Genomic DNA, 12,034 nt, shown 5'->3' with positions numbered 1-12,034 from the left:
GACGATGGCGAAGCCAGCCGACACCAGGACCGCCGGTCGCAAGCCGGTGGCGAAGGCCACCCGCAGCGCGGCGGAGACCGAGAAGATCCGGGCCGCCCTGGCGGCACGGCGGGACGAGCTCAACGCCGAGTACGATCAGACGCTGAGCGAGATCACCGAGCTGCAGCGCGACCGGCTGACCGACTCGGCCGGGGACGACCAGGCCGACACCGGCACCAAGACGTTCGAGCGGGAGCAGGAGATCTCTCTCGCCAACAGCATCAAGGAACGGATCACGCAGGTCGAGCGCGCGCTGGAGCGCCTCGACGAGGGTGGCTACGGCTGGTGCGAGCGGTGCGGCAACCCGATCCCGGTGGAGCGGCTCGCCGCGTTCCCGTCGGCCACCCTCTGCGTGACGTGCAAGCAGCTGGAGGAGCGGCGCTGATCACCGCTCCCCGGCGGCCGTACGGCAGACGGTGACCACGCCGTCGCGAGCGTCGATGGGGAGCAGATGACCGCAGCACCGCCCGCCGGGTCCGACACCACCGAGTCGGGTGCCGGCGCGCCCCGCCGCAGGGCCGTCGGCCTGCTGCTCGGCGTGTCCCTGTTCTCGCTGCTGGCGGATCTCGGCACGAAGCAGCTCGCGCTCGCCGAGCTGACCGGCCGGGAGCCGGTGTCGGTGCTCGGCGGCGCGGTCTACTTCAGCCTCACCCGCAACAGCGGCGCGGCCTGGAGCATCGGCTCCGACCACACCTGGATCTTCCCGATCATCACGTTCCTGGTGATCGGGTGGATCGCCTGGATGGCGCTGCGGCTGCGTTCGCTGCCGTGGGCGGTGTCGCTGGGCCTGGTGCTGGGCGGCGCGCTCGGCAACCTGATCGACCGGATCTTCCGCGCGCCGGGTCACTTCGTCGGCCACGTGGTCGACATGATCAGCCTCTTCGACCCGTACGGCCAGGTCTGGCCGGTGTTCAACCTGGCCGACAGCTCGCTGGTGTGCGGCGTGGTGCTCGCGGTCTTCCTGGAGCTGACCGGACGGCAGCGCGACGGCTCCCGGCTGCGCGACGAGAAGCGCGACGACGCCGCCCCGGCCGAGCAGCGGGAGAGCGCGTGACCTCCGCCTTCGCCGCCGGCGGCGACACCCGTTCCCTGCCCGTGCCGGACGGCCTCGACGGCATGCGCCTGGACCAGGCCGTGTCCCGCCTGTTCGGGCTCTCCCGCACGGCCGCCGCCGGCCTGATCGACGGCGGTGACGCGCTCGTCGACGGCGTGGCCCGGCCCAACTCGCACAAGGTCAGGGCGGGCGCGTGGCTGGAGGTCACGCTGCCCGCGCCGGCCGCGCCGCCCACCGTGGTGCCGCAGGCCGTGCCCGGCCTGACGGTGGTGTACGCCGACGACGACATCGTGGTGGTGGACAAGCCGGTCGGGGTGGCGGCGCACCCGAGCCCGGGCTGGACCGGCCCGACGGTGATCGGCGGGCTGGCCGGCATCGGCCACCGGATCTCCACCAGCGGCGCCGCCGAGCGGCAGGGCGTGGTGCACCGGCTCGACGTCGGCACCACCGGCATCATGGTGGTGGCCAAGAGCGAGCGCGCGTACACCGCGCTGAAGCGGGCGTTCAAGTTCCGCGAGGTGGAGAAGCGCTACCACGCCGTGGTGCAGGGCCACCCGGACCCGCTGCGCGGCACCGTCGACGCGCCGATCGACAGGCACCCGCACCACGACTACCGCTGGGCCGTGGTGTCCGGCGGCAAGCCGAGCATCACGCACTACGACACGATCGAGGCGTTCCCCGCCGCCAGCCTGCTCGACGTGCGGCTGGAGACCGGGCGTACGCACCAGATCCGGGTGCACCTCTCCACGCTGCGGCACCCCTGCGTGGGCGACCTGACCTACGGCGCGGACCCGACGCTGTCGGCCCGGCTGGGGCTGTCCCGGCAGTGGCTGCACGCCCGCTCGCTGAGCTTCGCGCATCCGGGCAGCGGCGACGAGGTGACGTTCGTCAGCGAGTACCCGGACGACCTGGCCCGGGCGCTGGAGATCCTGCGCGACTGACGTGAGCGACGATCCCGCGCCGCCGCGCCGGTCCCGGTCCGCCGCGCTGACCTGGCTCGCGCTGGTCTGCGCGCTCGTGGTGCTGGTGGCGGCGGTGGCGCAGCGCCGGGACACCCCGGTGAGCGACCGCACTGTGGGCGAGGTGACCCGGGTCGGCGTGACCGGCGGCGCGAGCATCCCGGCGTACCTGCGCGCCGCCGGGGAGGAACTGGCCCGCCTCGACGCGCCCGGCGGCTACGCGCTGGTGTCGTTCGACGGCTACCTGACCCCGGCGCGGACGGCCGCCGCGCTGGACGGCACGCGGGTCTCGGCGGTGGTGGCGCGGGTGCCGCTGCCCGGCCGGCAGACCGAGATCGTCCGGATCGCGGCGCTGCGCCTGCCGCAGGACGCGGTGGCCGGGATGGCCGGCGTCGCGACACGCAAGGACCGGGAGGCCGCCGACTACCGGTCCCGGGCCGCCGCGGCCACCGCCGACCCGGAGCTGCGCCGGGTGTACGACAGCGGCGCCGAGGTCGCCGCCCGCGAGGCGGAGGCGTACCGGACGGGCTGCGCCTGCGTCTACGCCGCGGTCGTCACCGCCGCGCCGGACGCCCTGCGCGCGCTCGCCGGTCGTCCGGGTGTGCGGGTGGTGGACCCGGCGCCCGAGGTGACCCGTCTGGACCGGACCGTGTTCACCCCGCCGCTGCCCGAGCAGCGTGACGTGGTCCGGCCGCCGGCCGACACCGGGCCGGCCCAGGCAGGCGGAATGGGCGATTCGTCGGAAGCCGCACGGACGGTGAGCGGACCTTCACCCACCGCCCCCGCGACCGTCGCCGGCTCGGGGGTGCCCAATCCCGCTCCCACCTCCTGAGACATCGGGGCAGGCGGCGACCGGGCCGATCCCATGGTGCGGCGGACCACCGGGCGATGTGCGGCGCGGGGAGTGGTCCGAATAGGGTTTCGTTCGTAGCCTGTCAGGCGGAGATCGATGGGCTGGGGGAGGGGCGAATCCTTGGACGGCAGCGAGACCGGCTGGGGTCGGCAGGGCGAGCCGGCACCGCGGTGGCGGGCGCTGCTCGACCGGGCCCGGCTCGGCGGTCGCGGCGCGGAGCACGCCGACGCCGACCGGCACGTCGAGGAGCAACCGGCGCCGCCGCCCGACCCGCTGCCCCGCCGTGGCGCGGGCACCGGGTGGACCGGCCGCGCCACCGCCGTCGGCCGCGCCCCCGACGGGTCGTACGGCGCCGAGCCCGGATACCGGGCCGAGGCCACGTTCCGGGTCGACCCGGCCTTCCGCGCCGATCCCCGGCACGACGGCGAGCCGGCCTACCGGGCCGAACCGGCGTACCGCAGCGATCCGGAGCCGTCCTGGCGTGCCGGGCAGACCTACCCGCCCGACCCGTCGTTCGCGCCCGAGCAGCCCTTCACCGCCGAGCCACGCCCGGAACCGTCCTGGCGGCCCGAGCCGGCCCGTCCGGAGCCGCGCGGCCGGGCCGAGGCGCCCGCCGAGTCCCGGTACTCCCTTCTCGACGGCGGCTACCGGCCCGCGCCGCCCCCGCCGGAGTCCCGCTACGCGCTGCTGGACCGGGGCCGCTACCGGCCGGAGACGCCGCCCGTCCCGGAGCCGGTGGTGCCGGCGCCCCGCCGCCCGCTGGAGGGCCGCTCCGGCCGGGTCGACGCGGCCCAGGTGCAGTGGCGCGCCCCGGAGCCGGACCCGGAGCTGGAACGGGCGACCAGCGTGCTGCGCCGCGAGCTGGGCACCCCGAGGGTGCTCGCCTTCGCCAACCCCAAGGGCGGGGTGCACAAGACCACCGCGACAGTGCTGGCCGCCGCGACGGTGGGCAGCGTACGCGGGCGTGGCGTGCTCGCCTGGGACGACAACGAGCTGCGCGGCACGCTCGGTCTGCGGGCCGGCAGCGCCCGGCACGCCCGCACCATCCGGCACCTGGTCCACGACCTGGCGCAGATCGAGATCCTCGAGGGCGACACGCTGCTGTCGCACCTCGACGACTACCTGCGGCACGCCTCCGACGGCTCGTACGACGTGCTGGCCGGCGAGGAGAGCCCGCGCTTCGCCCAGCGGCTCGACCAGTTCACCGTGAAGCGGGTGCTGGAGCTGCTGCGCCGCACCCACGAGGTGGTCTGCGTGGACACCGGCAACAACGTGGAGAGCCCCAACTGGCGCACCGTCATGCAGGCCGCCGACCAGCTCGTGGTGACCACGGTGCCGCGCGAGGACGCGGCGTTCAGCGCGGACTGGATGCTCGACCTGCTGCACGAGGTGGGCATGGGTGAGCTGGCCGACAACGCGGTCACGCTGATCTCCTGCCCCACGCCCGGGCGTACGTCGTTGCAGGACGACCTGGAACGGCACTTCGCCACCCGGACCCGGGCCGTCGCCGTGGTGCCCTACGACCCGGCGCTGGAGACCGGCTCCTCGATCGAGTACCACCAGCTCCAGGCCGAGACCCGCGACGCCTGGCTCAAGGCGGCAGCGGTGATGCTGGAACCGTTCGCGCGCTGAGCGGCGACCACCGCCCCGCGCCGTGCCCGGGCCTGAGAGGATCAACGGGTGAGTCCGGACACCCCTGAGCCCGAGCGGGCGCGCGAGCGCACCGACGGCACCGACGCACGGCCCGGCGAGGCGCTACGGCCGGGCGATGCCCCGCGTACCGGCGGCGCGTCGCCCGAGCGTGAGCAGCCGCCCGGCTGGCCCGGTGGCCTGCCGGTACCCGCCGGCACGCCGGTCACCGCGCCCGGCGCGGACCCGCTCGCCGGGCATCCCGGCGTGGTGGCGGAACTGCCCGGTGCCACCCGGTCCGGCCGCCCGCTGCTCACCGCGCTCGGCGTGGTCGCGCTGCTCACCGCGCTCGGCGTGCCGCTGGGGCTGCTGTGGGCATGGGCGGCGCCCGCCACCCCGGTGCGGCAGACCCCGGCCGGCGCGGTCTACGCCACCACCCAGCCGGAGCAGCCGATCGCCGCGGACGGCTGGTTCAGCCTCCTGACGCTCGGCTTCGGCGTGCTCGCCGCGGTCGCCCTCTGGGTGCTGCTGCGTCGCCGGCGCGGCCCGGCCGGCCTGCTCGCGGTGACGCTCGGCGGTCTCGGCGCGGCGGTGGTGGCCTGGCAGGTCGGCCGCCGGATCGGGCTGTCGGCGTTCCAGCGGCTGGTGGAGACCGCGCCGCCGGGCACCGCGTTCACCAAACCCGTCGACCTGCGTGCCGGTGGCGTCGACTGGTACGGCCCGCTGCCGGTGCCGCACGGGAACCTGCTGCTCGCCGCGTTCGGCGCGGCGGTCACGTACACGCTGCTGGCGGGCTGGTCGCGGTGGCCGTCGCTGCGGCCGGAGCCGGAGCCCGACGCGGCCTGGCCGCCTCCGCCCGGGTTCAGTTCGGCGCCGGGGGACCAGCCAGCTCGCTGAGCGGCACCGGCACCGCGCGAACCTGCCGCAGCAGCGCCGTCTCCCGGTTGAGCAGGCGCAGCTCGGCGCGCAGCCGGCCGGCGGTGTCGTCGACGGCGAGCAGCCGCTGCCGGTCGGCGACGGTCAGCGCGGCGGTCGCGGCGACCAGGTGCGACAGGACCGTGGGATCCTCCGGCAACTGCTCGGTGATCTCCTGCTGGTCCGGCCGGATCAGGCCGAGATACTGCCGGAACACCGAGATCACCCGGGCCGCCAGCAGGTCGGCGACCTCGTCCGGGCCGTCCGGCTCCGGCAGCCACTCCACCTCGGCGGTCAGGTAGGGCTCGGCGGAGTCGTCGACCTCGGCGACCCGGAAGCGCCGCCGCCCCACCGTGACGATGTCGAAGCCGCCGTCGGCCAGCTCGGTGACCTGCCGCAGCTCGGCGGTGCAGCCGACCTCGTGCAGCGTGACCTCGCCGGCGGCCGGCCCGGAACGCCCCGGCGGCCCGGCCGGCGCGACCTCCCAGCCGGCCTGGATCGCCACCACGCCGAACTCGCGCGGCGCGCCCTCGGGCAGCTCCACGAGGTGGCGCACCAGCGCCTTGTAGCGCTCCTCGAAGATGTGCAGCGGAAGGACCAGCCCGGGGAAGAGGACGGTCCCGAGCGGGAACACCGGCAGCCGTGCGCTCACGTGATCGAGCGTATCCCCAACCCGCCCGCCCGTGCGTGTCCCGGCTCACCGTCCCGGCGCGCGGGCGGGCCCGGCCGGTGGCACCGGCGGCGGCCTAGACTCGCAGGCGTGCTGAATCGGATCGACCTGCGCGGCGGGGCCCGTGACCCGCGCCGCCTGCTGCCCCGTGCCCAGCTCGACGTCTCCGTGGCGGTCGAGCGGATCCGCCCGCTCGTGGAGGCGGTCCGGGACCATGGGTACCCGGCGATCCGGGAGGCGAGCGAACGGTTCGACGGCGTCTCCCCGGAGCGGCTTCGGGTGCCGGTCGAGACGATCCGCGCCGCCGAGGGCGAGCTGGACCCGCAGGTGCGCGCCGCGCTGCTGGAGTCGATCACCCGAGCCCGCAAGGTGCACGCCGACCAGCGCCGTACCGACCACACCACCACCGTGGTGCCGGGTGGCACGGTGACCGAGCGGTGGGTGCCGGTCGACCGGGTCGGTCTCTACGTCCCCGGCGGCCTGGCCATGTACCCGTCGACAGTGGTGATGAACGTGGTGCCGGCCCAGGCGGCCGGGGTGCGCTCCCTGGTGGTGGTGAGCCCGCCGCAGAAGGACAACGACGGCCTGCCCGACCGGCGGGTTCTCGCCGCCTGCGCGCTGCTCGGCGTGGACGAGGTGTACGCGGTCGGCGGCGCCCAGGCGGTCGCCATGCTCGCGTACGGCGCGAGCGCCGACCCGGCCGGGGACGAGCGCTGCGAGCCGGTCGACATGATCACCGGTCCGGGCAACATCTGGGTCACCGCCGCCAAGCGGCTGCTGCGCGGCGTGGTCGGCATCGACGCCGAGGCCGGCCCGACCGAGATCGCGATCCTGGCCGACGACACCGCCGACCCGGCGCACGTCGCCGCCGACCTGATCAGCCAGGCCGAGCACGACCCGCTGGCCGCGAGCGTGCTCGTCACCCCGTCCACGGCGCTGGCCGACGCGGTCGACGCGGAGCTGGCCCGGCAGGCGCCGGCGGCCAAGCACGCCGAGCGGATCGGCACCGCGCTGCGCGGCGAGCAGAGCGGCGTGGTCCTGGTCGACGACCTGGAGGCGGGCCTGCGGGTGGTCGACGCGTACGCGGCCGAGCACCTGGAGATCCAGACCGAGAACGCCCGCGAGTGGGCGCTGCGGGTCCGCAACGCCGGGGCGGTGTTCGTCGGCGCCTGGTCGCCGGTGTCGCTCGGCGACTACTGCGCGGGCTCCAACCACGTACTGCCCACCGGCGGCTGCGCCCGGCACTCCTCCGGGCTGTCCGTGCAGTCCTTCCTGCGCGGCGTCCACCTGGTCGAATACACGCAGGACGCGCTGCGCGAGGTGGCGCCCCACGTGGTCACGCTGGCGACGGTGGAGGACCTGCCCGCGCACGGCCAGGCGGTCAGCGTCCGGTTCGGCGAGGGCGGCGCGTCGTGACCACGCTCGACGACCTGCCGATCCGCGACGACCTTCGCGGGCGGACGCCGTACGGGGCGCCGCAGCTCGACGTGCCGGTGCGGCTGAACACCAACGAGAACTCCTACCCGGTGCCGGAGCCGGTGGTGGCGGCGATCGGCAAGGCGATCGCCGCCGAGCTGCGCGACCTCAACCGCTACCCGGACCGGGACGCGGTGGCGCTGCGCGCCGACCTGGCCGCCTACCTCGGTCACGGGTTCACCGCCGACCACGTGTGGGCCGCGAACGGCTCCAACGAGATCCAGCAGCAGCTGCTCCAGGCGTTCGGCGGTCCCGGGCGCACCGCGCTCGGCTTCACCCCGGCGTACTCGATGCACCCGCTGCTGGCGCTCGGCACCGGCACCCGGTGGGTGCCCGCCCGGCGCGGCGATGACTTCGGGCTCACCGCAGGCGAGGCGGTGGCCCAGGTCCGCGAGCACCGGCCGGACGTGGTCTTCCTCTGCTCGCCGAACAACCCGACCGGCACCGCGCTCGACCCGGCCGTGGTCGCCGCCGTGCTGGACGAGGCGCCCGGCATGGTGATCGTGGACGAGGCGTACGCCGAGTTCGCCCGGCCCGGCACGGTCAGCGCCCTCGCGGTGCTGCCCGGCCACCCGCGGCTGGTGGTGACCCGCACCATGAGCAAGGCGTTCGGGTTCGCCGGCGGCCGGCTCGGTTACCTGGCCGCCGACCCGGCGGTGGTGGACGCGGTGCAACTGGTCCGGCTGCCGTATCACCTGTCCACGCTCACCCAGGCAGCGGCTCGCGCGGCGCTGGCGCACCGCGACGCCCTGCTCGGCACCGTGGCCGCGATCATGCAGCAGCGGGACCGGATCGTCGCCGAGCTGCGCGCCCGGGGCCACCGGGTGGCCGACAGCGACGCCAACTTCGTGCTGTTCGCCGTCGAGGGGGACCAGGCGGTGGCCTGGCGTACCCTGCTCGATGCCGGCGTGCTGGTGCGCGACGTCGGCCTGCCCGGCTGGCTGCGCGTCACCGCCGGCACCCCGACCGAGACCGACGCCTTCCTCACCGCGATGGAGACAGTTTCATGAGCCGGATCGCCCGGATCGAGCGGGTCACAAACGAGACGAAGGTGCTCGTCGAGATCGACCTCGACGGCACGGGCAAGGCCGACATCTCCACCGGCGTCGGTTTCTACGACCACATGCTCAACCAGATCGCCCGGCACGGCGGCTTCGACCTGACCGTGCACACAGTCGGCGACCTGGAGATCGACGCGCACCACACGATGGAGGACACGGCGCTCGCGCTGGGCGCCGCGTTCGACCGGGCGCTCGGCGACAAGGCGGGCATCCGGCGGTACGGCTCGGCCACCGTCCCGATGGACGAGGTGTTGGTCCGGGCCGCCGTCGACCTGTCCGGGCGACCGTACGTGGTGCACGAGGAGCCGGCGCTGGCCCCGTACATCGGGCCGGTCTATCCGACGAGCATGACCCGGCACATCTGGGAGTCGTTCGGCCAGTCGGCCCGGATCACGCTGCACGTGGACGTGCTGCGCGCGGCCCGTCCCGGCGGCCACCCGGACGCCCACCACGTGGTCGAGGCGCAGTTCAAGGCCGTCTCCCGCGCGCTGCGCGAGGCCACCGCGCTCGACCCGCGCAACGCGGGCGTGGTGCCTTCGACGAAGGGCGCTCTGTAATGAAGGTGCTGCCCACACTTCTGCTGATCCTGGCCGGCCTGCTGGTCGGCGGGACGTGGTCGCTGCTCAAGCAGGGCGCCCCCCGCGCCGCTGTGGTGATCACCGGCCTGCTGGCCGTGCTGGCCACCGTCGCCGGGGTGCTCTGGCTGCTGCCGGGGGAGAGCTGATGGCACGGGTGGTGGTGCTCGACTACGGCTCGGGCAACCTTCGCTCGGCCGAGCGCGCGGTGGCGCGCGCCGGCGCCGACGTGACCGTCACCGACGACCTGGACGCCGCCGCGTCCGCCGACGGCCTGGTGGTGCCCGGCGTCGGCGCGTTCGCCGCGTGCATGGCCGGGATCGAGGCGCTGGGCGCCGGGCCGGTCATCGCCGACCGGGTCGCCGCCGGGCGGCCGGTGCTGGGCATCTGCGTCGGCATGCAGATCCTCTTCGGGCACGGCGAGGAGCACGGCGTGGTCACCAAGGGGCTCGGGCTGCTGCCCGGCGGGGTGACCCGGCTGCCCGCGCGTCGGCTGCCGCACATGGGCTGGAACACGGTGCGGCCGCCGGCCGGCTCGGCGCTGTTCGCCGGCCTGCCCGAGGGCACCCGGTTCTACTTCGTCCACTCCTACGGGGTGACCGACCCGGCGGCGCTGGCCGAGGCGGGCGCCACGGTGACGACAGCGCACCACGGCGCGGACTTCGTCGCCGCGGTGGAGCGGGGGCCGCTCTCGGCCGCGCAGTTCCACCCGGAGAAGTCCGCCGACGCCGGTGCCGCGCTGCTGCGCAACTGGCTCGGCACGCTGTGACCGGCACGCGGGCGTCCGGGTGAGCAAGGAGCGGGCCCGCCGCCGCGCGGAGCGCGAGGCCGAGCAGGAGCGGGCGCGCGCCGTCCGCGCCCGCCGGGTGGCACGCCGGGAACGCCGTCGTTCCCTGGTACGCCGGCTGACGCCGTCGCCGCGGCGCGGCCGTACCGGCCGGTTGCGCCGGCACACCCGCCGCGAGCGGGCGACGATCCTGGTGCTCACCGCCGTGGCGGTGGTGGCCATCTGGAGTCTGGTGGACGACCTCGCGCTGCGGCTGGTGCTGGTCGTGTTGTTGTTGCTGGTCCTGCCGGCGATCGTGGTGATCGCGCTGGACCGTCGTTGAGGATCCGAGGAGAGAAGCGTTGAGCCTCACCCTGTTGCCCGCCGTGGACGTCGCCGACGGCCAGGCCGTCCGGCTCGTGCAGGGCGCCGCCGGTAGCGAGACCGCGTACGGCGACCCGCTGGACGCGGCAGTGGCCTGGCAGTCCGACGGCGCGGAGTGGATCCACCTGGTCGACCTGGACGCCGCGTTCGGGCGGGGCTCCAATGCCGCGCTGCTCGCCGAGGTGGTCGGCAAGCTGGACGTGAAGGTGGAGCTGTCCGGCGGCATCCGCGACGACGAGTCGCTGCGGGCGGCGCTCGGCACCGGGGCGGCCCGGGTCAACATCGGCACCGCCGCGCTGGAGGATCCGCAGTGGTGCGACCGGATCTGCGGCGAGTACGGCGACCGGGTGGCGATCGGGCTGGACGTGCGCGGCCGTACCCTGTCGGCGCGCGGCTGGACCCGCGACGGCGGTGACCTCTACGAGGTGCTGGCCCGGCTCGACGCCGCGGGCGCGGCGCGGTACGTGGTCACCGACATCACCAAGGACGGCACCATGCGCGGGCCGAACCTGGACCTGCTGCGCGAGGTGTGCGCCCGTACCGACGCCCCCGTGATCGCCTCCGGCGGCGTGTCCACGCTGGACGACCTGCGGGCGCTCGCCTCGCTGGAGCCGGTGGGGGTGGAGGGCGTGATCGCCGGCAAGGCGCTCTACGCGGGCGCGTTCACAGTCGCCGAGGCGCTGGCGGCGCTGCGGGCCGGCGCGTGACGGCCGAGCCGGCCGGAACGCCGGTGGACGCCGGGGTGGTGACCCGGCTCGGCTCGGGCGGCCCGTGGGAGGCGCTGTACGGCTACTCCCGGGTGGTCCGGGCCGGCACGACGGCGATCACGGCCGGCTGCACCTCCACGGTGGACGGACGGGTCGCGCACGCCGGCGACGCGGCGGCGCAGACCGCGCAGGCGATCCGGATCGGCCTGGACGCGCTGGCCGAGGTCGGCGCCGGGCCTGGTGACGTGGTGCGGACCCGGATGTACGTGACGGACCGGATCTACGCCGACGAGGTGGGCCGGGCGCACAACGCGGTGTTCGGCCCGGTGCGCCCGGTCGCCACGATGGTGGTGGTGGCCGGGCTGATCGACCCGGATCTCCTGGTCGAGGTCGAGCTGGAGGCGTACCTGCCGGACCGCTGAGCGGGCCCGCACTGGCCGGCGTCGTTCCGCGGCCCGATAAGTTGTGCACAACTTGATTGCGCGCTACGGTTCAGGACGTGACCGAGGATCTGGTACTGGGCCGTCAGGTGTGCTTCGCGCTCTACGCGGCGTCGCGCGCCCTGACCGACGTCTACCGGCCCATCCTCGACGAGCACGGCCTGACCTACCCGCAGTACCTGGTGCTGCTGGTGCTCTGGGAGCACGACGACGACGCCCCCACGGTCTCCGAGCTCGGCGCCGCGCTCCGGCTCGACTCCGGCACGCTCTCCCCGCTGCTCAAGCGGCTGGAGGCGGCCGGTCTGGTGGTGCGTACCCGCTCGGCGGCGGACGAGCGCCGGGTCGAGGTGGGCCTCACCGGCCGGGGCCGGGCGCTGCGGGAGCGGATGGGCGACGTGCCGCGCCGGGTGGGTGCCGCCACCGGGCTCACCGAGGCCGAACTGGTCTTCCTCCACGGCATCCTCACCCGGGTCACCGACACGATCCACCGACAGAAGGAGCAGTGA

The 12,034-nt window shown here is 75.3% G+C and carries 16 protein-coding genes; 15 read left to right on the top strand and 1 reads right to left on the bottom strand.

The genetic code is table 11. From position 1 onward, the window contains the following. The first annotated feature begins 4 nt into the window (after positions 1 to 4). The 6 genes from KSK32_RS02640 to KSK32_RS02615 all read left to right on the top strand — a co-directional run bounded on the left by KSK32_RS02640 (position 5) and on the right by KSK32_RS02615 (position 5,431). Positions 5 to 424 carry a TraR/DksA C4-type zinc finger protein gene (locus KSK32_RS02640; protein WP_018785248.1) on the top strand — a complete coding sequence of 140 codons (420 nt, stop codon included), beginning with the start codon at positions 5 to 7 and terminating at the stop codon, positions 422 to 424. A gap of 66 nt (positions 425 to 490) precedes the next feature. Then, positions 491 to 1,093 carry a signal peptidase II gene (gene lspA / locus KSK32_RS02635; RefSeq protein ID WP_216928264.1) on the top strand — a complete coding sequence of 201 codons (603 nt, stop codon included), beginning with the start codon at positions 491 to 493 and terminating at the stop codon, positions 1,091 to 1,093. Beyond that, complete coding sequence (locus KSK32_RS02630; RefSeq protein ID WP_216928263.1) at positions 1,090 to 2,034, top strand: RluA family pseudouridine synthase; 945 nt, start codon at positions 1,090 to 1,092, stop codon at positions 2,032 to 2,034. Before lspA ends, KSK32_RS02630 begins: the two co-directional genes overlap by 4 nt. Before the next feature lies 1 nt (position 2,035). Next, a complete protein-coding gene (locus tag KSK32_RS02625) occupies positions 2,036 to 2,884 on the top strand; it encodes a hypothetical protein (protein WP_216928262.1) in 849 nt (282 codons plus the stop codon). Positions 2,885 to 3,001: 117 nt separating this feature from the next. Further along, positions 3,002 to 4,537 (top strand): ATPase, encoded by a 1,536-nt coding sequence (locus tag KSK32_RS02620; RefSeq protein WP_216928261.1) that lies wholly within the window; start codon positions 3,002 to 3,004, stop codon positions 4,535 to 4,537. A gap of 48 nt (positions 4,538 to 4,585) precedes the next feature. Next, entirely contained in the window at positions 4,586 to 5,431 is an 846-nt protein-coding gene (locus tag KSK32_RS02615) for a DUF2567 domain-containing protein (protein ID WP_216928260.1), read from the top strand. On the opposite strand, the gene KSK32_RS02610 is transcribed toward KSK32_RS02615, so the two are convergent. Beyond that, positions 5,397 to 6,101 (bottom strand): LON peptidase substrate-binding domain-containing protein, encoded by a 705-nt coding sequence (locus KSK32_RS02610; RefSeq protein ID WP_216928259.1) that lies wholly within the window; start codon positions 6,099 to 6,101, stop codon positions 5,397 to 5,399. The two genes, KSK32_RS02615 and KSK32_RS02610, sit on opposite strands and share 35 nt — an antisense overlap. 108 nt (positions 6,102 to 6,209) lie before the next feature. Here KSK32_RS02610 and hisD point away from each other — a divergent pair, with 108 nt between their 5' ends. From hisD to KSK32_RS02565, 9 genes are all read left to right on the top strand, one after another. Then, a complete protein-coding gene (gene hisD / locus KSK32_RS02605) occupies positions 6,210 to 7,535 on the top strand; it encodes a histidinol dehydrogenase (protein ID WP_216928258.1) in 1,326 nt (441 codons plus the stop codon). Next, on the top strand, positions 7,532 to 8,605 hold the full coding sequence (locus tag KSK32_RS02600) for a histidinol-phosphate transaminase (RefSeq protein ID WP_216928257.1): 1,074 nt from the start codon (positions 7,532 to 7,534) through the stop codon (positions 8,603 to 8,605). The genes hisD and KSK32_RS02600 overlap by 4 nt, the downstream gene beginning before the upstream one ends. Further along, a complete protein-coding gene (hisB, locus tag KSK32_RS02595; RefSeq protein WP_216928256.1) occupies positions 8,602 to 9,213 on the top strand; it encodes an imidazoleglycerol-phosphate dehydratase HisB in 612 nt (203 codons plus the stop codon). Before KSK32_RS02600 ends, hisB begins: the two co-directional genes overlap by 4 nt. Positions 9,214 to 9,218: 5 nt before the next feature. After that, entirely contained in the window at positions 9,219 to 9,380 is a 162-nt protein-coding gene (locus KSK32_RS02590; protein ID WP_216936508.1) for a hypothetical protein, read from the top strand. Next, positions 9,380 to 10,000, top strand: coding sequence for an imidazole glycerol phosphate synthase subunit HisH (hisH, locus tag KSK32_RS02585; RefSeq protein ID WP_194801233.1), 621 nt, complete (start codon positions 9,380 to 9,382; stop codon positions 9,998 to 10,000). The genes KSK32_RS02590 and hisH overlap by 1 nt, the downstream gene beginning before the upstream one ends. Positions 10,001 to 10,019: 19 nt before the next feature. After that, positions 10,020 to 10,340 carry a hypothetical protein gene (locus tag KSK32_RS02580; RefSeq protein WP_216928255.1) on the top strand — a complete coding sequence of 107 codons (321 nt, stop codon included), beginning with the start codon at positions 10,020 to 10,022 and terminating at the stop codon, positions 10,338 to 10,340. 19 nt (positions 10,341 to 10,359) lie between these two features. Further along, complete coding sequence (gene priA, locus KSK32_RS02575; RefSeq protein ID WP_216928254.1) at positions 10,360 to 11,088, top strand: bifunctional 1-(5-phosphoribosyl)-5-((5-phosphoribosylamino)methylideneamino)imidazole-4-carboxamide isomerase/phosphoribosylanthranilate isomerase PriA; 729 nt, start codon at positions 10,360 to 10,362, stop codon at positions 11,086 to 11,088. Continuing rightward, entirely contained in the window at positions 11,085 to 11,510 is a 426-nt protein-coding gene (locus KSK32_RS02570) for a Rid family hydrolase (RefSeq protein ID WP_216928253.1), read from the top strand. The genes priA and KSK32_RS02570 overlap by 4 nt, the downstream gene beginning before the upstream one ends. Positions 11,511 to 11,587: 77 nt before the next feature. Continuing rightward, on the top strand, positions 11,588 to 12,034 hold the full coding sequence (locus KSK32_RS02565; protein ID WP_216928252.1) for a MarR family winged helix-turn-helix transcriptional regulator: 447 nt from the start codon (positions 11,588 to 11,590) through the stop codon (positions 12,032 to 12,034).

It is taken from the genome of Micromonospora sp. WMMB482, from assembly GCF_019038635.1.
GTDB lineage: Bacteria > Actinomycetota > Actinomycetes > Mycobacteriales > Micromonosporaceae > Micromonospora > Micromonospora marina.
Note: the sequence above shows the minus strand (reverse complement) of the source record. Positions and strands in the feature narration are given on the sequence as shown.

What these genes read in the sequence shown, in the direction of transcription:
- KSK32_RS02640 (WP_018785248.1), top strand. Translation starts at nt 5, where the DNA reads ATGGCGAAGCCAGCCGACACCAGGACCGCCGGTCGCAAGCCGGTGGCG.
- lspA (WP_216928264.1), top strand. Translation starts at nt 491, where the DNA reads ATGACCGCAGCACCGCCCGCCGGGTCCGACACCACCGAGTCGGGTGCC.
- KSK32_RS02620 (WP_216928261.1), top strand. Translation starts at nt 3,002, where the DNA reads ATGGGCTGGGGGAGGGGCGAATCCTTGGACGGCAGCGAGACCGGCTGG.
- hisB (WP_216928256.1), top strand. Translation starts at nt 8,602, where the DNA reads ATGAGCCGGATCGCCCGGATCGAGCGGGTCACAAACGAGACGAAGGTG.
- hisH (WP_194801233.1), top strand. Translation starts at nt 9,380, where the DNA reads ATGGCACGGGTGGTGGTGCTCGACTACGGCTCGGGCAACCTTCGCTCG.